Origin of the sequence: Citrobacter youngae, from assembly GCF_003818115.1 — a bacterium.
Lineage (GTDB): Bacteria > Pseudomonadota > Gammaproteobacteria > Enterobacterales > Enterobacteriaceae > Citrobacter > Citrobacter youngae.
This window is the reverse complement of record NZ_RPOI01000004.1, coordinates 36,418-57,552: the sequence shown is the minus strand read 5'-3', so window position 1 is coordinate 57,552 and position 21,135 is coordinate 36,418. Positions and strand designations below refer to the sequence as shown.

Genomic DNA, 21,135 nt, shown 5'->3' with positions numbered 1-21,135 from the left:
ACATGTTTTCGTCAAAAATGACTATCACCTGAGGAATGCCTGGTGAATCGTTTTGTAATTGCTGACTCCACTCTTTGTATTGGCTGCCACACATGTGAAGCCGCCTGCTCAGAGACACATCGCCAGCATGGCCTGCAGTCAATGCCGCGCCTGAAAGTGATGTTAAATGAAAAAGAATCCGCGCCGCAGCTTTGCCACCAGTGTGAAGATGCGCCTTGCGCCACCGTGTGTCCGGTTAATGCCATTAACCGCGTTGATGGCGCCGTACAGCTGAATGAAAGCCTGTGCGTAAGCTGCAAACTGTGCGGGATCGCCTGTCCGTTCGGCGCGATTGAGTTTTCCGGCAGCCGTCCGCTGCACATCCCGGCGAACGCCAATACGCCAAAAGCGCCTCCGGCTCCGCCAGCGCCTGCGCGTGTGAGCACGCTGCTGGACTGGGTTCCGGGCGTTCGCGCCATCGCGGTGAAATGCGATCTGTGCAGTTTTGACGAGCTTGGTCCGGCCTGCGTGCGCATGTGCCCAACCAAAGCCCTGCACCTGGTGAGCAACATGGATATCGCCCGCGCCAGCAAACGTAAGCGTGAGCTGACTTTCAATACCGATTTCGGCGATCTCACCTTGTTTCAGCAGGCTCAGAGTGGGGATGCAAAATGAGCGCAATTTCACTGATTAACAGCGGCGTGGCCTGGTTTACAGCGGCTGCGGTTCTGGCTTTTCTGTTTTCATTTCATAAATCGCTGAGCGGCTGGATTGCCGGGGTTGGCGGTGCGGTAGGCAGCCTGTGTACCGCAGCCGCCGGTTTTACCGTTCTGACCAATGCGCTGGCGGTGACTGGCGTGATGCCGTTTATCGGTCACAGTCTGCAAGTGACGCCGCTGAATGCTATCTGGCTGATTACGCTGGGCCTGTGCGGCCTGTTTGTCAGCCTGTACAACATTGACTGGCATCGTCATCCGCAGGTGAAGGCTAACGGCCTGCTGGTGAATCTGCTGATGGCCGCGGCAGTGTGCGCAGTGGTTGCCAGCAACCTCGGTACGCTGGTGGTGATGGCGGAAATCATGGCGCTGTGCGCGGTGTTCCTGACTGGCTGCAGCAAAGAAGGCAAGCTGTGGTTTGCGCTGGGGCGTATCGGTACGCTGCTGCTGGCGCTCGCGTGTTATCTGGTGTGGCAACGCTACGGCACCCTCGAGCTGCGTCTGCTTGACCTGCGTACCCAGGAGCTGCCGCTCGGCTCCGATATCTGGCTGCTGGGCGTGGCGGGCTTTGGCTTGTTGGCAGGGATTATCCCGCTGCACGGTTGGGTGCCTCAGGCACATGCTAACGCCAGCGCGCCGGCGGCGGCATTGTTCTCTACCGTGGTTATGAAAGTCGGTTTGCTGGGCATTCTCTCCCTGTCGCTGCTGGGCGGTAACGCGCCGCTGTGGTGGGGCGTTACGCTGCTGGTGTTAGGCATGATCACCGCGTTTGTCGGTGGGTTGTATGCGCTGATGGAACATAACATCCAGCGTCTGCTGGCGTACCACACGCTGGAAAACATCGGCATTATTCTGCTGGGGCTGGGCGCTGGCGTGACCGGGATTTCCCTCAATCAACCGGCACTGATTGCGCTGGGTCTGACCGGCGGTCTGTATCATCTGGTTAACCACAGTTTGTTCAAAAGCGTCCTGTTCCTGGGCGCGGGCAGCATCTGGTTCCGTACCGGTCATCGTGATATCGAAAAACTGGGCGGGATCGGTAAACGCATGCCGGTGATTTCTCTGGCGATGCTGGTTGGTCTGATGGCGATGGCAGCACTGCCGCCGCTGAACGGTTTTGCCGGTGAGTGGGTTATCTATCAATCCTTCTTTAAGCTCGGCAACAGTGGCGCTTTTGTCGGCAGTTTGTTAGGGCCGTTGCTGGCGGTCGGGCTGGCGATTACCGGCGCACTGGCGGTGATGTGTATGGCGAAAGTCTATGGCGTTACGTTCCTTGGCGCACCGCGCACGAAGGAAGCTGAAAACGCCTGCTGCGCGCCAATCCTGATGGGCGTGAGCGTGGTTGCGCTGGCTATCTGTTGCGTGATCGGCGGCGTGGCTGCGCCGTGGCTGCTGCCGATGATTTCCTCTGCCGTTCCGCTGCCGCTGGAAACTGCGAACACCACCGTTTCTCAGCCAATGATCACGCTGCTGCTGATCGCATGTCCGCTGCTGCCGTTCATCATCATGGCAATTTTCAAAGGCAACCGTCTGCCGTCGCGTTCACGCGGTGCGGCATGGGTGTGTGGTTACGATCACGAGCAGTCAATGGTCATTACCGCGCACGGTTTTGCCATGCCGGTGAAAGAAGCCTTTGCCCCGGTACTCAAACTGCGTAACTGGTTGAATCCGGTATCACTGGTTCCGGGCTGGCAGAATGCAGCTGCGCCGGTGCTGTTCCGTCGCCTGGCGCTGATTGAGCTGGCGGTGCTGGTGGTGATTGTGGTTTCACGAGGAGCCTGAAAATGAGTGTTTTATATCCGTTAATTCAGGCGCTGGTGCTGTTTGCCGTTGCGCCGCTGCTGTCCGGCGTTACCCGCGTGGCGCGCGCGCGTTTGCACAACCGTCGCGGTCCAGGCGTGTTGCAGGAATACCGCGACATTATCAAACTGCTGGGCCGTCAGAGCATTGCGCCTGCGGATTCCAGCTGGGTTTTCCGCCTGACGCCGTTTGTGATGGTGGGCGTGATGCTGACTATCGCCACTGCGCTACCGGTAGTGACCGTTGGCTCACCGCTGCCGCGACTGGGCGATCTGATCACCTTAATTTACCTGTTCGCCATTGCCCGTTTTTTCTTCTCTATCGCGGGACTGGATACCGGTAGCCCGTTTACCGCCATTGGTGCCAGCCGTGAAGCGATGCTCGGCGTGCTGGTTGAACCTATCCTGCTGCTGGGGCTGTGGGTAGCGGCACAGGTTGCAGGTTCAACCCATATCAGCAATATCGCCGATACCATTTACCACTGGCCTGCTGCGCGCAGCATCCCGCTGATTCTGGCACTGTGCGCCTGTGCTTTCGCCACCTTTATCGAAATGGGCAAACTGCCGTTCGATCTGGCGGAAGCCGAGCAGGAGCTGCAGGAAGGTCCATTGACCGAATACAGCGGCAGCGGTTTTGCGGTGCTGAAATGGGGCATTAGCCTCAAGCAACTGGTCGTTCTGCAAATGTTCGTCGGTGTGTTCCTGCCGTGGGGACAGATGGAAACCTTTACCGCAGGTGGACTGCTGCTGGCGCTGGTGATTGCCGTCGTCAAGCTGGTCCTCGGCGTGCTGGTCATCGCCCTGTTCGAAAACAGCATGGCGCGTCTGCGTTTTTGCGCCACTTCACGCGTGACCTGGGCCGGTTTTGGGTTTGCGTTTTTAGCGTTCGTCTCCTTGCTGGTGGCGTGATTTAAGAGAGTTTGAGCATGTCTGAAGAAAAATTAGGTCAACACTATCTCGCTGCGCTGCACCAGGCCTTTCCGGGCGTGGTGCTGGATGAAGCCTGGCAGACCAAAGATCAGCTGACGATCACCGTCAAGGTGAACTACCTGCCGGAAGTGGTGGAGTTCCTGTACTACAAACAGGGCGGCTGGTTGTCCGTGTTGTTTGGTAACGACGAACGCCAGCTGTGCGGCCATTACGCTGTTTATTATGTGATGTCGATGGAGCAGGGCACCAAATGCTGGATAACCGTCCGCGTTGAAGTCGATGCCAATAAGCTGGAGTTCCCGTCCGTCACGCCGCGCGTTCCGGCTGCGGTCTGGGGCGAGCGCGAAGTGCGCGATATGTACGGTTTGATCCCGGTAGGTTTGCCGGATGAGCGTCGTCTGGTACTGCCCGATGACTGGCCGGACGAACTCTATCCGCTGCGTAAAGACAGCATGGATTATCGTCAGCGCCCGGCGCCGACTACCGATGCTGAAACCTACGAGTTCATCAACGAACTGGGCGACAAGAAAAACAACGTGGTGCCAATTGGTCCGCTGCACGTCACCTCCGATGAACCCGGTCACTTCCGCCTGTTCGTTGACGGCGAGAACATCATCGACGCCGACTACCGCCTGTTCTATGTCCACCGCGGCATGGAGAAACTGGCGGAAACCCGCATGGGTTACAACGAAGTGACGTTCCTGTCAGATCGCGTGTGTGGTATCTGCGGCTTTGCGCATAGCACCGCCTATACCACCTCCGTTGAGAATGCGATGGGCATCGTGGTGCCGGAACGTGCGCAGATGATCCGCGCCATTCTACTGGAAGTTGAGCGTCTGCACTCGCACCTGCTGAACCTCGGCCTGGCCTGTCACTTCACCGGTTTTGACTCCGGCTTTATGCAGTTCTTCCGCGTGCGTGAAACGTCGATGAAGATGGCGGAGATCCTCACCGGGGCGCGTAAAACTTACGGTCTGAACCTGATCGGCGGTATTCGTCGTGATCTGCTGAAAGAAGATATGATCCAGACCCGTCAACTGGCGCAGCAGATGCGTCGGGACGTGCAGGAACTGGTCGATATGCTGCTCAGCACGCCGAATATGGAACAGCGTACGGTCGGTATTGGTCGTCTGGACCCGGAAATTGCTCGTGACTTCAGTAACGTCGGCCCGATGGTTCGCGCCAGCGGCCACGCGCGCGACACCCGCGCCGATCACCCGTTTGTCGGTTATGGTCTGCTGCCGATGGAAGTTCATAGCGAGCAAGGCTGCGACGTTATTTCTCGTCTGAAAGTTCGTATTAATGAAGTCTACACCGCACTGAATATGATCGACTTTGGTCTGGATAACCTGCCGGGCGGCCCGCTGATGGTGGAAGGCTTTACCTACATTCCTCACCGTTTCGCACTGGGCTTTGCTGAAGCGCCGCGTGGAGATGACATCCACTGGAGCATGACCGGCGACAACCAGAAACTGTATCGCTGGCGCTGCCGTGCGGCGACCTACGCCAACTGGCCGACGCTGCGCTACATGCTGCGTGGTAATACCGTTTCCGATGCGCCGCTGATTATCGGTAGCCTCGATCCTTGCTACTCCTGTACTGACCGTATGACCGTGGTCGATGTACGTAAGAAGAAGAGCAAAGTCGTGCCGTACAAAGAACTTGAGCGCTACAGCATCGAGCGTAAAAACTCGCCGCTGAAATAAGGAATCGCCATGTTTACCTTTATCAAAAAAGTCATCAAAACCGGGGCGCCGACGTCGTCGTATCCGCTGGAGCCGATTGCGGTCGATAAAAACTTCCGTGGCAAACCGGAACATAATCCGCAGCAGTGTATTGGCTGCGCGGCCTGTGTGAATGCGTGCCCGTCGAACGCGTTGACGGTAGAAACCGATCTGGCCACCAATGAGCTGGCGTGGCAGTTCAATCTCGGTCGCTGCATCTTCTGCGCCCGTTGCGAAGAAGTTTGCCCGACGGCGGCGATCAAGCTGTCGCAGGAGTATGAGCTGGCGGTGTGGAAGAAAGAGGATTTCCTGCAGCAGTCCCGCTTTGCGCTGTGTAATTGCCGCGTATGTAACCGTCCGTTTGCGGTACAAAAAGAGATTGATTACGCCATTGCGCTGCTTAAGCACAACGGTGATAGCCGCGCGGAAAATCACCGTGACAGCTTTGAGACCTGCCCGGACTGTAAGCGCCAGAAATGCCTGGTGCCGTCTGACCGTATTGAACTGACTCGCCATATGAAAGAGGCCAGCTGATGAGCAATTTATTAGGCCCACGTGACGCCAACGGTATTCCGGTACCGATGACGGTGGATGAATCCATTGCCAGCATGAAAGCGTCGCTGCTAAAAAGCATCAAGCGTTCAGCGTACGTTTACCGTGTGGACTGCGGCGGCTGCAACGGTTGCGAAATTGAAATCTTCGCCACGCTGTCTCCGTTGTTTGACGCCGAACGTTTTGGCATCAAAGTGGTACCGTCCCCGCGCCATGCGGATATCCTGCTGTTTACCGGCGCGGTAACCCGTGCCATGCGCTCTCCGGCGCTGCGCGCCTGGCAGTCTGCGCCAGACCCGAAAATTTGTATCTCTTACGGTGCCTGCGGTAACAGCGGTGGTATTTTCCACGACTTATACTGCGTATGGGGCGGCACCGACAAAATCGTACCGGTGGATGTGTATATCCCTGGCTGCCCGCCAACGCCTGCAGCCACGCTGTATGGTTTTGCGATGGCGCTTGGCCTGTTGGAACAGAAAATTCATGCACGTGCGCCGGGCGAACTGGACGAACAACCTGCTGAAATTCTGCATCCGGATATGGTTCAGCCGCTGCGCGTGAAGGTGGATCGCGAGGCTCGCCGTCTGGCGGGATACCGCTATGGTCGCCAGATTGCTGATGACTATATGACGCAGTTAGGGCAGGGCGAGCATCAGGTGGCGCGCTGGCTGGAGGCGGAAAACGATCCGCGTCTGACCGAGATCGTCACGCATCTTAACCATGTTGTCGAAGAGGCGCGTATCCGATGAGTGAAACGGTGGTGTTCAGCCAACTGAGCCGTAAGTTTATTGATGAGAACGATGCGACGCCCGCCGAGGCGCAGCAGGTTGTCTATTACAGCCTGGCGATTGGTCACCACCTTGGGATCATCGATTGCCTGGAAGCGGCGTTAACTTGTCCATGGGATGACTATCTGGCATGGATTGCTACCCTTGCTGAGGGAAGCGAAGCCCGCCGGAAAATGGAAGGTGTGCCGAAATACGGCGAGATCGTTATCGATTTCAACCATGTGCAAATGCTGGCACGCGCGTTCGATGATGCGCGTGCCGTACAGACCCCGCAGCAGCAGGAGTGGAGCAAGCTGATGCTTAGCATGCTGCACGACATACACCAGGAAAGCGCCATCTATCTGATGGTGAGGAGACACCGTGACTGACGTTTTATTATGTGTGGGTAACAGCATGATGGGCGATGACGGCGCGGGCCCGCTGCTGGCTGAAATGTGTGCTGCAAATCCTCAAGGCAACTGGGTTGTCATCGACGGCGGTAGCGCGCCGGAGAACGATATTGTCGCCATCCGTGAACTGCGTCCGCAACGTTTGTTGATTGTTGATGCCACCGATATGGGGCTGACCCCAGGTGAAATCCGCATTATCGATCCCGATGACATTGCCGAGATGTTCATGATGACCACCCATAACATGCCGCTGAGTTACCTGGTCGATCAGTTGAAAGACGACGTTGGTGAGGTGATTTTCCTCGGCATTCAACCGGACATCGTCGGTTTTTACTACCCGATGACACAGCCGATCAAAGATGCTGTTGATACCGTCTATCAGCAATTAGCCGGTTGGGAAGGACACGGTGGATTCTCCGAGCTGGAAGCGCCAGAAGAGTAAACCGTATCAGTGCCGGATGTGAGTGACATCCGGCCTGTTTCCCGCCTTCCTCGTTACTCAATGGCCTGCTCTATAATTAATTTCCCCTGCATCACTGACACACTCACTGCCGTACCGGTAGGAAACCCTGCTTGTTCCAGCCAGTCGCCGTTCAGCGTGAGTGAGGCGTGCCGACTGATTCGTCGCGTGTAACCCGTTTTGGGATCTTCATGGCGTTTTCTGACATAGCCAACTTTCAATCGACGTACGGGTTTAGTGATAGCCACTGCTGTTGTGCCATTTTTATCAGACATGCACGTTTCCTTGTGGTGAACGGCCAGGATTAAAAACTACTGAATAAAATGCCAGTAAAAAAAGATGAGGGCAAACCTGAAACTGGAAGGACGATTCCACATCTGGAATGTAATAAATGAAATGAAAATATGTAATTCTGCCGGAAGGCTGTAACCCCCTCCGACAGATCTGTTATGCCAGATCGGCACCGTTGCTGGCGATTACTTTTTTGTACCACCAGAATGATTTCTTACGGGTGCGCGACAGCGTGCCGTTGCCCGCATCATCGCGGTCCACATACACAAAACCGTAGCGTTTGCTCATCTCACCGGTTGAGGCAGAAACCAGGTCAATACAGCCCCAGGTGGTGTAACCCATCAGCGGCACGCCATCTTCAATCGCGTCTGCCATGGCGCGAATGTGCTCGCGTAAATAGCTGATGCGATAGTCGTCATTGATCTCACCATTGGCATCGATTTCATCTTTCGCCCCCAGCCCGTTCTCCACCAGAAATAGCGGTTTCTGGTAGCGGTCATACATCATATTCATGGTGATGCGCAGACCGAGCGGATCGATGCCCCATCCCCATTCGCTGGCGGCAATGTATGGATTACGTAGCGATTTCACCACGTTGGCGGTGCTGGTATTGCCGGTGTTCATTTCCGCCGAGGCGCAGCGCGATGCGTAATAGCTGAACGAGACGAAATCGACGGTGTTTTTCAGGATGTCGTCATCTTCCGGGGCTTTTTCTATGACCACGCCTTTTTCGCGAAACACGCGGGCAGAATAAGCCGGGTAGGCCCCGCGCGCCTGCACATCAATAAAGAACAGGTTTTCGCGGTCTTTTTCCAGCGCGGTCCACACATCTTCTGGTTTACAGGAATAAGGATAAAAATTACCGCCAGCCAGCATACAACCGACCTGGTTTTGCGGATTAATTTCATGGGCTATTTTAGTCGCCAGGGCGCTGGCTATCAGTTCGTGGTGAGCGGACTGATATTTCACCTGATCCTGATTTTCACCTTCTTCAAATACCAGCCCGGCGCCTGAAAAGGGGCTGTGCAGCATAATGTTGATTTCGTTGAACGTCAGCCAGTACTTCACCAGTCCGTCAAAGGCCTCAAAGCAGGTACGGGCGTAGCGGGTAAAGAACTCAACCATTTTGCGGTTACGCCAGGAGCCGTACTCGGTGACCAGATGCATTGGCACGTCGAAGTGACACAGCGTGACTAATGGCTCAATACCGTATTTTTTACACTCGGCAAACACGTTCTGGTAAAACCCGATGCCCTCTTTATTCGGCGTCAGCTCATCGCCGTTAGGGTAGAGACGGCTCCAGGCAATGGAAGTACGAAATACCGTAAACCCCATTTCCGCCATTAGCGCGATATCTTCTTTATAGCGATGATAAAAGTCGATCGCCTGATGGCTGGGATAAAATTCGTTATCCCGCAACGTAAAGCGCTTTTCCTGTCCCAGTTTGACGGGCATGCGACTTGTGCCGTGAGGGATCATATCGACGGTCGTCAGCCCTTTGCCACCTTCCCGGTACGCCCCTTCAGACTGGTTGGCGGCCAGTGCGCCGCCCCATAAAAATCCTTGCGGAAAAACAGACATAATTAACCTCAGTTCATACCAGTCAAATGCTGGCTCCATTGATATTGCCCGGTTGTGCGGCCTGATTTTTTCTGGCCTGCGCGGCGGCATCTTCGACAGGAATATCTTCAAAGCCGAGAATCAGTGTTAATACAAAGGAAAGCACCACAGCCAGCGCCATCACGCCAAACACCCATACGATAGTCATCGGATTGGCCGGATCGAAAAACTGTACGCTGGTGAACAGACCTGGAGCCGCCATGGAGTGGCTTGCAAGTCCGGCCATGCCGGCAACGGCACCGCAGATAAAACCGCTGATAAGACTCGCAATCAGTGGTCGTTTCAGGCGGATCGCCACGCCATACAGCGCGGGTTCGGAAATCCCTGCCATGATGGCAGAGGCGGCTGCCGCTAACGCCGTCTGACGCAGTTCCGGGTTTTTGGTTTTCCATGCCACTGCCAGCGATGAACCGCCTAACGACAAGTTGGCGCCGATTTCCGACGGCATCACCATGCCTTCTTTTCCGGTTTCGGCAATGGTCTGAATAATGGTTGGCGTGAAAACGCGATGCATACCGGTCATCACCAGCAGCGGCCACAATGCGCCCATAATGGCCACTGACAGCCAACCGAGATAGCCGTGAATGGTATACACCAGCGCTGAAATTGCGCTACCGATCCAGATGCCGATCGGGCCAATGATGACGATGGCGAGCGGCGCGGCGATCAGCACGATCAACATCGGTTTGAGGAAGTTTTTGGTCACCGCCGGAGTAATACGATCGACCCAACGTTCGATGTATGACAAGCACCAGGTCATCACCAGCGCCGGGATCACCGTGTAGGTGTATTTCACTGCCGTCACCGGGATCAGGGCAAACTCAACGTGCTCACCCTGCGCAGCCTTCGCCATCAGATCGATGAAGCTGGGATGCACCAGTACGCCCGCGATGGCGATTGCCAACGACATGTTGGTTTTGAATTTGATAGCGGCCGACGCGGCGACCATCAGCGGCAGGAAGAAAAATGAGCCGTCACCGATAACGGTAAGAATGGTGAGCGTGGACGATCCTTTCTCCAGCACGCCGGTCATTTCGAGGATCATTGCCAGCAGCTTGAGCATTGATCCACCGATAATTGCCGGGATCAACGGCGACATGGTGCCGATCAGCGCGTCGAGGATCCCCGCGCCAATCCGCTTCAGCGTCAGTCGGGGTTTGGTTTGCGGCTCAGCGGGCTGCATATTGGCAGGCAACAGGCTGACCACTTCGCGATACGCCTGCGAAACGGTGTTGCCGATGATCACCTGGCACTGGTTATCGCTACGCACCACGCCAAGTACGCCAGAAAGCGTCTTCAGCGTCGCGCTGTCGACCTGCGAGTCATCTTTGATAACGAAACGCAAACGGGTCATACAGTGGGTCACTGCTGTGATGTTGTCAACGCCTCCCAGAGCCGTCACAACGGAGCGCGCCAGCGCTGCATAATTCTTGGACATCGGATTTAATCCTGTTTTATCAGTAGGGTACGTTATGTTTTATCCGTTTACGTTGGGTCGCTTTTCTGGGTTATGAAACGCAGATAGGAAACCGGTTCCGCAAAAGAATGTTTAATTTATTTATATTGAGCAAGATTTAATTTTGATCATTTATTGTAATTGTGATGTTTGTCACTGGATGTTGGCGTCTGCGATGTAGCAGCAAGGACAGCGGCGAAACGGTGCAGTACACTGCGTCACATTGAGAGAATAGGGATGAGTAATATGACCACGATGCTGGAGGTGGCGAAGCGTGCCGGGGTGTCGAAAGCGACAGTTTCCCGGGTGCTTTCCGGAAACGGTTATGTCAGCCAGGAGACCAAAGACCGCGTGTTTCAGGCCATTGAAGAGAGTGGTTACCGCCCAAACTTGCTGGCGCGCAGTCTGGCGGCGAAAACCACGCAGACGCTGGGACTGGTGGTGACGAACACCCTTTATCACGGCGTCTATTTCAGCGAACTGTTGTTTCATACCGCACGCATGGCGGAGGATAAGGGGCGTCAGCTGTTGCTGGCTGACGGTAAGCACAGCGCTGAGGAAGAACGCCAGGCGATCCAATACCTTCTGGACTTACGCTGCGACGCGATTATGATCTATCCGCGTTTTCTCAGTGTGGATGAGATAGACGATATCATCGACGCCCATACTCAGCCGATTATGGTGCTTAACCGACGCCTGCGGAAAAACAGTAGCCACAGCGTATGGTGTGATCAAAAGCAGACCAGCTTTAACGCCGTTACTCAGCTCATTGCCGCCGGGCATAAAGAGATTGGTTTTATTACCGGCTCGATGGATTCTCCAACCGGCGTGGAGCGACTTTCAGGTTATAAAGACGCGCTGGCACATCATGGTATTGCGCTTAATAATGACTTGATTGTTAAGGGAAAGTGGACGCCAGCCTGCGGTGCTGCGGGCGTTGATGCGTTGCTTTCACGTAAGGTCAATTTTACCGCGCTGGTGGCCAGCAATGACGATATGGCGATCGGCGCGATGAAGCAGTTACACGCCCATGGTGTGCGGGTGCCTTTACAGGTGTCGGTGATTGGCTTCGATGATATCACCCTCGCACCATACACTATTCCTGCGCTTTCCAGCGTAAAAATTCCGGTAACAGAAATGATTCAGGAAACGATTGGGCGCCTGATCTTTATGTTGGGTGACGGGGCGTTTACGCCGCCAAAGACTTTCACCGGTGAACTCATCCAGCGCGACTCTGTTGCGCCGCCCGCTTAGCGCTGACGGCTGTCATTTGTCATCGTCACTAGTGACGATGACACGCCATCTTTGTATTCATTATAATAAAAATCCTTTAATAACAGTAAATTAAAATCTGGCACGATTTGTGAATGCTTCGGCAGATATTCTGTCATTGCTGGAGAAATTGATGAACCGTTTCATCATTGCAGACGCCAATAAATGCATTGGTTGCCGTACCTGTGAAGTGGCCTGCGTGGTATCCCATCAGGATAACCAGGACTGCGCATCGCTGACCCCTGAAACTTTTTTACCCCGTATTCACGTCATCAAAGGCGTTAATGTCTCCACGGCGACGCTGTGCCGCCAGTGTGAAGACGCGCCGTGCGCTAATGTCTGTCCGAACGGTGCAATCAGCCGTGATAAAGGCTTTGTCCACGTGATGCAGGAACGCTGCATTGGTTGCAAAACTTGCGTTGTGGCTTGTCCTTACGGCGCAATGGAAGTGGTCGTGCGTCCGGTTGTGCGTAACAGCGGCGCGGGTCTGAACGTCCGTGCAGAAAAAGCCGAAGCCAATAAGTGCGACCTGTGCCACCACCGTGAGGCCGGTCCTGCCTGTATGGAAGTGTGCCCGACTCACGCGCTGATTTATGTGGATCGCAACAAGCTTGAGCAACTGAGCGCGGAAAAACGCCGTCGCGCGGCGCTGGATTCCACCGCATCTTTGCTGTTCTGATATCTGAAAATCCGCGTAAAATACATGCCGGATAAGGCGAAACCGCCATCCGGCAAATGGATATTTCAGGGATACAATACCGCGGGAATTCATCATGACAATAAACACCCCCTCCGGCGTACAGTTGCGTATTCGCGGCAAGGTACAGGGCGTCGGATTTCGCCCCTACGTCTGGCAACTGGCGCAACGGTTACAGCTGCATGGCGACGTGTGTAACGACGGTGACGGTGTGGTTGTGCGCTTGCAGGAAGATCCGGCGGAGTTTATTGCGCAGTTACATCAACACTGCCCACCGCTGGCGCGCATTGACAGCGTTGAGAGCGAAGCATTCGCCTGGACGCAGCAACCTGCTGACTTCTCGATTCGTCAAAGTGCTGGCGGTACGATGAATACGCAAATCGTCCCGGACGCCGCGACCTGCCCCGAATGTCTGATTGAAATGAACACTCCCGGCGAACGCCGCTATCGTTATCCCTTTATCAACTGCACCCACTGCGGCCCACGTTTTACCATTATCCGCGCCATGCCGTATGACCGTCCGTTGACCGTGATGGCGTCGTTCCCACTCTGTGCGCAATGCGACAAAGAGTATCGTGACCCGTATGACCGTCGCTTCCATGCCCAGCCTGTTGCCTGTCCGGCATGCGGCCCGCATCTGGAATGGATCAGTACTGACGTGCGGGCTGAAAAAGAAGACGCCCTGCAGGCGGCGGTGGCACAGCTGAAAGCGGGCGGCATTGTGGCCGTGAAAGGCATTGGCGGCTTTCATCTGGTGTGCGATGCGCGCAATGATGACGCCGTCGCACTGCTCAGGCTGCGTAAACACCGTCCGGCGAAACCGCTGGCGGTAATGCTGCCTGCTGATGACGGATTACCTGAACCCGCACGTCATTTGCTGACAACCCCTGCCGCGCCAATCGTGCTGATGCAGAAACGCTATGTCGCTGCATTGAGCGAGGGCATTGCGCCAGGGTTAACGGAAGTAGGCGTTATGCTGCCCGCGAATCCGTTGCAGCATTTGCTCTTACAAGAGATGAATTGTCCACTGGTGATGACCTCCGGCAATCTCAGCGGCAGGCCTCCGGCCATTACCAACGCCCAGGCGCTGGAAGATTTAAGTGCGATTGCTGATGGTTTCCTGCTGCATAACCGCGAAATTGTGCAGCGCATGGATGACTCCGTGGTGCGTCAAAGCGGGGAAATACTGCGCCGCTCCCGGGGTTACGTGCCGGATGCGATAGCACTGCCGCCGGGGTTTCGTGACGTGCCGCCGATGCTGTGCTTAGGCGCGGATCTGAAAAATACTTTCTGCCTGGTGCGCGGCGAACAGGCGGTTATCAGCCAGCATTTAGGCGATCTCAGTGATGACGGCATTCAGCAGCAGTGGCGTGATGCGTTACGTCTGATCCAGAACATTTATGACTTTACGCCGCAGCGTATCGTGCATGATGCGCACCCTGGCTATGTTTCCAGCCAGTGGGCCAGCGAGATGAATCTGCCAACCGAAACGGTGCTGCATCATCATGCGCATGCTGCGGCATGCCTGGCCGAGCACGGCTGGCCGCTCGACGGCGGCGATGTGATTGCCCTGACGCTGGATGGCATCGGCATGGGGGAAAATGGCGTGCTGTGGGGCGGCGAATGTCTGCGGGTCAACTACCGTGAATGCGAACACCTTGGCGGCTTACCGGCGGTAGCGCTGGCGGGCGGCGATTTAGCGGCAAAACAGCCATGGCGCAATTTGCTCGCGCAGTGCCTGCGTTTTGTTCCTGACTGGCAGCGTTACCCGGAAACATCGGGGCTACAGCATCAAAACTGGAACGTACTGGCGCGCGCCATCGAGCGGGGAATCAATGCCCCGCTGGCATCGTCGTGTGGGCGCTTGTTTGATGCGGTTGCCGCCGCGTTGCATTGTGCGCCGGAATCGTTGAGTTATGAAGGTGAGGCGGCCTGCGCGCTGGAGGCGCTGGCATCGCAGTGTGCAGGCGTTGATCACCCTGTTACGGTGCCGCTTAATGGCAATCAACTGGACTTAGCGATTTTTTGGCAGCAATGGCTGACCTGGCAGACCGACCCTGCAGAAAGAGCGTGGGCGTTTCACGACGCGCTGGCGTGTGGTTTTGCCACGCTGATGCGTGAGCAGGCCGAAGCGTGCGGAATTAAAACGTTAGTATTCAGCGGTGGCGTGATGCATAACCGCTTGCTGTCATCCCGGCTGGCGTTTTATCTGCGTGATTTTACCTTATTGTTCCCGCAGCGTTTACCGGCGGGCGACGGCGGGCTGTCATTGGGGCAGGGCGTGATTGCTGCGGCGCGGGTGTTGACGCAAAAATAAAAAAAGCCCCGGGACTGGCGGGGCAAGAAAAACATGTCGGGGCATACCGACAAGTGGCAACGCACATCCATGTGCGTGAGGTTAATAAATCAAGCAACGGTACTCTGGACTTACACGGGCAACGTTTTCAGCAGCGCAAAGGCCTCTTTCATGCGGTCTTCACTGACGACAAACGCACACAGCTGGCCTTCGTCGTTCATCCCTCTGGCGACCATCCCCTGTGCTTCGGCGGCGATGTGCCAGTTTAGATCGCGGCGCTGGGTTTCCCCGGCCAAATGCAAAGGCAGTTCTGGCGTTTTGACTTTTACCAGCATGGCTGGCAGTTTCAATGGCGCATTGCCGCCGAGCAGGTTTTTCGCCAGATACATGGCGCTCAGCTGAATCGGCTGCAGGAACGGGAGCACCTGACCGTTAATCTCCGCACAGTCGCCGAGGGCATAAATGTCCGGGTGGCTGGTCTGCAGGTAGCTGTCGACGCAGACGCCACGATTGATGTTCAATCCGGCGCGACGCGCCAGTGCGGTTTCCGGGCGCAGGCCGGTGGCGGCAATCACCGCATCGACTTCGACGTTGCGGCTACGATCGAGCGTGGCGCGAATACCGGTGCTGGTTTTCTCCAGACTCTGAAGCTGTGATTTCAGCAGCAGATGGACACCCATATCGGTCAGATGATGCTGTAAGCGACTGCTGACTTCCGGCGGCATCAGCGAGGCCAGAATGCTGGCGGCGTTGTCGATAAGCGTCACCGCTTTACTTGCACGACAGAAATCCATCGCCAGTTCGCTACCAATCAGGCCACCGCCAACAATCAGTACCCGCCGGGCGTCACGCAGCTGCGTTTCACAGGCGCGGTACTCTTGTTGGCTGTTCAATGTAAGCATTAACTCACGCCCGCTAACCGGAGGTACAAAGGCTGAAGCCCCCGTTGCCAGCACCAGTTTTTCGTACTGCCACTGCTTGTCCTGACTTTTCACTACGTGGGCATCGGCGTCGATGTCGGTTACCCAGGTATGTGGGAACAGGCGCAAATTAAACTGTTCGGCAAACTCACCCGCCGACTGGCGGGTGAGGTCGTCTGCACGCTGTGACTGACTGATAACGTGGCTGAGATCGGGCTTGTTGTACTCATCCATGCTGTCCGCGGCAATTAAGGTCAGCGGAACATTCGCATCCTGCTTACGGATATTTTTGACTAACTGGCGGGCGGCGAAGCCCGAACCAATAATGACAATGCCGTGGCTCATTTTGCCTCCGTTGCCAGTACGTCGAAGACGTCTTTACCTAATGAACATTCCGGGCACAGGAAGTTATCCGGCACGTCGCTCCACGGCGTACCCGGTGCAACGTCCTGCAACGGTTCACCTTTTGCTGGGTCGTAAATCCACTGGCACACGCTGCACTGCATGCTTGGACCAAGATCGGCGGCAGCCGCAGCGGCACACGCACAGGCTTCTTCCTGGGCGACGGCTTTCACAGTTGTTTCCGGCAATGGAGCCAGCGCCCACTGACGCGCGATTTCACGGCCGTGCTGGCGGCACAGTTCCAGTGCATCCTGGTCCGGACGCCATTTCGCTTTCAGGCTCAGCGACATTTCGAAACCTGCATCCTGCAAACGCGTGGACAAACGGTCTACTGCACCGCCGCTCCAGCCGTGTGAACCAAAGGCGCTGGCACGCTTGTTACGAAAACGCAGGCCGGTCATCTCTTCCACCAGACCGGCGATTTTCGGCATCATCACGTTGTTCATTGTGGAAGTCCCGACCAGCACGCCTTTAGAGCGGAAGACGTTGGTCAGAACTTCGTTTTTGTCGCTACGGGCGACGTTAAAGATTTTCACCGCTACATTCGGGTCAACTTCGTTGATGCCCTGGGCAATCGCGTCCGCCATCATGCGGGTGTTGTTGGACATAGTGTCGTAGAAAATGGTGATGCGGTCTTCCTGATAATCCGCCGCCCATTTCAGGTACAGCTCAACGATTTGTGTCGGGTTGTCGCGCCATACCACGCCATGGGAAGTGGCAATCATATCGACCGGCAGGTTGAAGCCGAGGATCTCAGTAATTTTCGGTGTAACCAGACGGCTGAATGGCGTCAGGATGTTGGCGTAGTAACGCTGGCACTGTTCGAACAGTTCAGTCTGGTCAACTTCGTCGTTAAACAGACGTTCGTCGCAGTAGTGCTGACCGAAGGCGTCGTTACTGAACAGCACCGCATCGCCGGTCATGTAGGTCATCATACTGTCCGGCCAGTGCAGCATCGGCGTTTCAACGAAGATCAGCTGCTTGCCGTTACCAATGTCCAGCGAATCACCGGTTTTCACCACGTTAAAGTTCCATTCCGGGTGATGGTGGTGCCCGTTGATAGAGTCAATGGCGTTGGCTGTGCAGTAAATCGGCGTGTCCGGGATGCAGGACATCAGCTCGGTCAGCGCCCCGGCGTGGTCTTCTTCTGCATGGTTAATGATGATGTAGTCGATATCCGCGAGGTCAATTTCACTGCGCAGGTTCTGCACGAATTCACGGCTAAACTTGTGGTCTACTGTATCGATCAGGACATTTTTTTCTTCACGGATGAGATAGCTGTTGTAGCTGCTGCCGCGCAGCGTTTTGTATTCAGTTCCGTGGAAATCACGCACTTCCCAGTCACGTTGGCCAACCCAATGAATGTTATTTTTAACCAGAATAGACATAACAACCTCAATTAATTCAGCGTTTTTCAAAAAAGATATTTTGCTAATTGCAGGTTGCGTGCCAACTTTTTATTTATTTGATTTTAAAGGATTAGTTGTTTTTCCACCTATAAGGTGGTAGTCAAAATGACTATATGTTTTATTGTCAATATGACAATATGAATTGTCAAAATGACAATGAGGTAGCCATGAGCTTTTCCGTAGACGTGCTGGCGGGCATCGCCATTGAATTACAAAGCGGTATTGGGCATCAGGACCGTTTTCAACGACTGATAACCACCTTGCGTCAGGTGCTGGAGTGCGACGCGTCGGCACTGCTGCGCTACGAGTCGCGACAGTTTATTCCGCTGGCGATCGATGGGCTGGCGCAGGATGTTCTCGGCAGACGCTTTACTCTGGAAGGGCATCCGCGTCTGGAGGCGATTGCCCGCGCCGGGGACGTGGTACGTTTTCCTGCCGACAGCGATTTGCCAGACCCGTATGATGGTCTGATTCCGGGGCAGGAGAGTCTGAAGGTGCATGCCTGTATTGGGCTGCCGTTGTTCGCCGGTCAAAATTTGATTGGTGCGTTAACCCTGGATGGCATGGAGCCCGATCAGTTCGATGTTTTCAGCGATGAGGAGCTTAGGCTGATTGCCGCGCTGGCGGCTGGCGCATTGAGCAATGCGTTGCTGATTGAACAGCTGGAAAGCCAGAATATGCTGCCAGGTTCGTCGACGGCTTTCGAGCAGGTGACGGAAACCCAGATGATTGGCCTGTCGCCCAATATGATGCAGTTGAAAAAAGAGATTGAGATTGTGGCGGGGTCCGATCTCAACGTGCTGATTAGCGGCGAAACAGGGACCGGGAAGGAGCTGGTGGCTAAAGCTATCCATGAAGGTTCGCCGCGCGCGGTGAATCCACTGGTGTATCTGAACTGCGCGGCGTTGCCGGAAAGCGTAGCGGAAAGCGAACTGTTTGGTCACGTAAAAGGCGCGTTTACCGGGGCTATCAGCAATCGTAGCGGTAAGTTTGAAATGGCCGACAATGGGACGCTGTTTCTCGATGAGATAGGTGAACTCTCGCTGGCGCTACAGGCGAAGCTGCTGCGCGTATTGCAGTACGGCGATATTCAGCGCGTGGGTGACGATCGCAGCTTGCGTGTGAATGTGCGAGTGCTGGCGGCGACGAACCGTGATTTACGCGAAGAGGTGTTGGCCGGGAATTTCCGTGCGGATTTGTTCCACCGTCTGAGCGTCTTTCCCCTTTCTGTACCGCCTCTTCGTGAACGCGGCGAAGACGTGGTGCTGCTGGCCGGCTATTTTTGCGAGCAATGTCGGCTGCGGCTGGGACTGTCCCGCGTGGTGTTAAGCCCCGGTGCGCGTAGTCATCTGTTGAGCTACGCCTGGCCCGGGAACGTGCGTGAACTGGAACATGCCATTCACCGGGCGGTGGTTCTGGCAAGGGCGACCAGGGCAGGGGATGAAGTGGTACTGGAGGCGCAGCATTTTGCCCTGCAGGATGAAGGCCCGGTTCCGCAGGTGGCGGAAGTTGTTGCGGAGACCCCACAGCATCACAACCTGCGTGAAGCAACAGAGTCGTTCCAGCGGGAGATGATCCGCCGGGCACTGGCGCAAAATAACCATAGTTGGGCGGCAAGTGCGCGGGCGCTGGAAACAGACGTCGCCAACCTGCACCGGCTGGCGAAGCGTCTGGGGCTGAAAGATTAGATAATACCGGCCTGATAGAAATCCTGCAGGTTGATAGCACCGGTGAGTTTACCGTTTTCATCTACCACCGGTGCGGCGGTGATTTTGCGCTTCATCAGGATCTCTTTGGCGTCAATCGCGCGGCTCTGCGCCTGCAGCGTAATGCCATTCTGGGTCATTGCTTCGCTAACCTGAGTGCTGAGCGCTCCGCCGCCAACCAGCCAGCGGCGCAGGTCGCCGTCGGTAAAGACCCCTTTCACCAGTGACTGGTCGTCGCAAACCGCGACCAGGCCAAGACCCGTGCGGCTGAGTTCCAGCATCGCCTCCATGACGCTGGTGGTAAGCGTCACCTGCGGGATGGCATCGTCGCGGCGCATCAGATGATGCACTTTATTTAACAGACGAGCACCCAGCGCTCCTGCCGGATGCGAGCGGGCAAAATCTTCCTCGTTAAAGCCGCGCGCCTGCATCACGGCGATGGCCAGCGCGTCGCCCATCATCAGCGTGTTAACGGTGCTGGAGGTCGGCGCCAGGCGCATCGGACAGGCTTCGCGCTCAACGGAAATATCCAGCACGGCTTTGGCGGCCAGGCCCAACGGTGAGGTCGGTTTTCCGGTCATGGCCAGCAGGGCGACGGATTTGTCTTCCAGGCGTGGGATGATGAGATCCAGCTCTTTAGCCCCGCCGGAGTAGGAGATAAACAGCATGACATCGCGGCTTTCAATCATGCCTAAGTCGCCGTGCAGCGCTTCTGCCGGATGCACAAAAAAGGCAGGCGTGCCGGTACTGGCGAGGGTCGCCGCAATTTTTTTGCCAATATGACCTGATTTACCAATCCCGGAGACAATGACTTTGCCTTCACAGTGGATGATAGTATTGGCAGCGCGGACAAAATCATCGCCCAGTCGCTCAGGCAAACGGCTGGCTTCCTGTAGTTCCAGCATTAACGTCTGACGGCCCGCGTTCAGTAGTGCATCACTCATTGGTTTCTCCGGTTATGATCACTTCAATCCCTTTTGCTTCCAGCGCCTGACGAAATGCAGGGTCGATACCCGCATCGGTAATCAGCTTGTCGACGCTTTCCAGACTGCATACAACATTAGGGCTTTTGCGCCCAAATTTTGACGAGTCAGCCATCAGAATCACTTCGCGAGCGGCATTACACATCGCTTTACTGACGCTAAACACCTCATTAAAAGTGGTCACGCCGGCATTGAGGTCAATGCCGTCGGTGCCCATGAAGAGTTTATCAAAGCTGAACTGCTCAAAGGCGTTTTCTGCCAGCTGACCGTGAAATGACGCAGATTTTTTGCGAAAGGTCCCGCCGGGCATCAGGATGGTTTGCTCGTTGTCCAGCTCCGAAAGGGCGTTAACAATGTGCAGGCTGTTGGTCATAACGGTGATGTTGCTAAAGCGCGTGAGCATCGGCACCATCTGCAGTACGGTGCTGCCCGCATCCAGAATAATCGAGTCGCCATCGTGAATAAAACGGACGGCGGCTTCGGCAATCCGCTCTTTTTTATGCGTGTTGATTAGCGTTTTGTGATCGATTGGCGGGTCGGATTCGTCTTTATTTAATACCACGCCGCCATAGGTACGAATGACGGTGCCGGCATTTTCCAGAATGACCAGGTCTTTGCGAATGGTCGTGCCGGTGGTGTCAAAGTAGTGGGCCAGTTCTTCAACCGAGCATTTTCCCTGCTTTTGCAGGTGCTCCAGTATGGCAGCCTGACGCTGACGAGGTTTCATAGGCGTGATTACCCTGACT

19 protein-coding genes are annotated in these 21,135 nt (G+C 55.6%); 12 read left to right on the top strand and 7 right to left on the bottom strand.

Going from position 1 to position 21,135, the window contains the following annotated elements:
* The first annotated feature begins 42 nt into the window (after window positions 1–42).
* From hycB to hycI, 8 genes are read left to right on the top strand one after another with little or no spacing between them, the layout of a single operon-like run.
* The gene (hycB, locus tag EHN13_RS02590) at window positions 43–654 is read left to right on the top strand and encodes a formate hydrogenlyase subunit HycB (RefSeq protein ID WP_043017341.1); all 612 of its coding nucleotides are present in this window, start codon (window positions 43–45) and stop codon (window positions 652–654) included.
* Window positions 651–2,477, top strand: coding sequence for a formate hydrogenlyase subunit 3 (gene hycC / locus EHN13_RS02585; protein ID WP_124020829.1), 1,827 nt, complete (start codon window positions 651–653; stop codon window positions 2,475–2,477). The genes hycB and hycC overlap by 4 nt, the downstream gene beginning before the upstream one ends.
* A gap of 2 nt (window positions 2,478–2,479) precedes the next feature.
* Window positions 2,480–3,403 (top strand): respiratory chain complex I subunit 1 family protein, encoded by a 924-nt coding sequence (locus EHN13_RS02580; protein ID WP_124020828.1) that lies wholly within the window; start codon window positions 2,480–2,482, stop codon window positions 3,401–3,403.
* 17 nt (window positions 3,404–3,420) lie between these two features.
* Window positions 3,421–5,130: a formate hydrogenlyase subunit HycE gene (hycE, locus tag EHN13_RS02575; protein ID WP_005130590.1), complete on the top strand. Its 1,710-nt coding sequence runs from the start codon at window positions 3,421–3,423 to the stop codon at window positions 5,128–5,130.
* A gap of 9 nt (window positions 5,131–5,139) precedes the next feature.
* Window positions 5,140–5,682, top strand: coding sequence for a formate hydrogenlyase subunit HycF (gene hycF / locus EHN13_RS02570; RefSeq protein WP_101741657.1), 543 nt, complete (start codon window positions 5,140–5,142; stop codon window positions 5,680–5,682).
* Window positions 5,682–6,449 carry a formate hydrogenlyase subunit HycG gene (hycG, locus tag EHN13_RS02565; RefSeq protein WP_003037388.1) on the top strand — a complete coding sequence of 256 codons (768 nt, stop codon included), beginning with the start codon at window positions 5,682–5,684 and terminating at the stop codon, window positions 6,447–6,449. Before hycF ends, hycG begins: the two co-directional genes overlap by 1 nt.
* Window positions 6,446–6,856, top strand: a complete 411-nt coding sequence (locus EHN13_RS02560) for a formate hydrogenlyase maturation HycH family protein (RefSeq protein WP_005130585.1) — start codon at window positions 6,446–6,448, stop codon at window positions 6,854–6,856. Before hycG ends, EHN13_RS02560 begins: the two co-directional genes overlap by 4 nt.
* A complete protein-coding gene (gene hycI, locus EHN13_RS02555) occupies window positions 6,849–7,319 on the top strand; it encodes a hydrogenase maturation peptidase HycI (protein WP_124020827.1) in 471 nt (156 codons plus the stop codon). The genes EHN13_RS02560 and hycI overlap by 8 nt, the downstream gene beginning before the upstream one ends.
* A gap of 53 nt (window positions 7,320–7,372) precedes the next feature.
* On the opposite strand, the gene EHN13_RS02550 is transcribed toward hycI, so the two are convergent.
* From EHN13_RS02550 to ascF, 3 genes are all read right to left on the bottom strand, one after another.
* On the bottom strand, window positions 7,373–7,612 hold the full coding sequence (locus EHN13_RS02550) for a SymE family type I addiction module toxin (RefSeq protein ID WP_061068454.1): 240 nt from the start codon (window positions 7,610–7,612) through the stop codon (window positions 7,373–7,375).
* Between the two features lie 172 nt (window positions 7,613–7,784).
* Entirely contained in the window at window positions 7,785–9,209 is a 1,425-nt protein-coding gene (locus EHN13_RS02545; protein ID WP_124020826.1) for a 6-phospho-beta-glucosidase, read from the bottom strand.
* 22 nt (window positions 9,210–9,231) lie between these two features.
* Complete coding sequence (gene ascF / locus EHN13_RS02540; protein ID WP_124020825.1) at window positions 9,232–10,686, bottom strand: PTS cellobiose/arbutin/salicin transporter subunit IIBC; 1,455 nt, start codon at window positions 10,684–10,686, stop codon at window positions 9,232–9,234.
* Between the two features lie 264 nt (window positions 10,687–10,950).
* On the opposite strand from ascF, the gene EHN13_RS02535 reads away from it, so the two are divergent.
* The 3 genes from EHN13_RS02535 to hypF all read left to right on the top strand — a co-directional run bounded on the left by EHN13_RS02535 (window position 10,951) and on the right by hypF (window position 14,990).
* On the top strand, window positions 10,951–11,958 hold the full coding sequence (locus EHN13_RS02535; RefSeq protein WP_048213491.1) for a LacI family DNA-binding transcriptional regulator: 1,008 nt from the start codon (window positions 10,951–10,953) through the stop codon (window positions 11,956–11,958).
* Between the two features lie 151 nt (window positions 11,959–12,109).
* Complete coding sequence (gene hydN, locus EHN13_RS02530; protein WP_003037366.1) at window positions 12,110–12,655, top strand: electron transport protein HydN; 546 nt, start codon at window positions 12,110–12,112, stop codon at window positions 12,653–12,655.
* A gap of 94 nt (window positions 12,656–12,749) precedes the next feature.
* Window positions 12,750–14,990, top strand: a complete 2,241-nt coding sequence (hypF, locus tag EHN13_RS02525; protein WP_124020824.1) for a carbamoyltransferase HypF — start codon at window positions 12,750–12,752, stop codon at window positions 14,988–14,990.
* A gap of 110 nt (window positions 14,991–15,100) precedes the next feature.
* On the opposite strand, the gene norW is transcribed toward hypF, so the two are convergent.
* Both norW and norV read right to left on the bottom strand, forming a co-directional pair.
* Complete coding sequence (gene norW / locus EHN13_RS02520) at window positions 15,101–16,234, bottom strand: NADH:flavorubredoxin reductase NorW (RefSeq protein WP_124020823.1); 1,134 nt, start codon at window positions 16,232–16,234, stop codon at window positions 15,101–15,103.
* Entirely contained in the window at window positions 16,231–17,679 is a 1,449-nt protein-coding gene (gene norV, locus EHN13_RS02515) for an anaerobic nitric oxide reductase flavorubredoxin (protein WP_124020822.1), read from the bottom strand. The genes norW and norV overlap by 4 nt, the downstream gene beginning before the upstream one ends.
* Before the next feature lie 188 nt (window positions 17,680–17,867).
* On the opposite strand from norV, the gene norR reads away from it, so the two are divergent.
* Window positions 17,868–19,388: a nitric oxide reductase transcriptional regulator NorR gene (gene norR, locus EHN13_RS02510; protein WP_124020821.1), complete on the top strand. Its 1,521-nt coding sequence runs from the start codon at window positions 17,868–17,870 to the stop codon at window positions 19,386–19,388.
* Here the strand turns inward: norR and gutQ are convergent.
* Both gutQ and srlR read right to left on the bottom strand, forming a co-directional pair.
* Window positions 19,385–20,350, bottom strand: coding sequence for an arabinose-5-phosphate isomerase GutQ (gene gutQ / locus EHN13_RS02505; protein WP_124020820.1), 966 nt, complete (start codon window positions 20,348–20,350; stop codon window positions 19,385–19,387). The two genes, norR and gutQ, sit on opposite strands and share 4 nt — an antisense overlap.
* Window positions 20,343–21,116 (bottom strand): glucitol operon DNA-binding transcriptional repressor SrlR, encoded by a 774-nt coding sequence (gene srlR, locus EHN13_RS02500; RefSeq protein WP_048213021.1) that lies wholly within the window; start codon window positions 21,114–21,116, stop codon window positions 20,343–20,345. The genes gutQ and srlR overlap by 8 nt, the downstream gene beginning before the upstream one ends.
* Window positions 21,117–21,135: the final 19 nt, after the last annotated feature.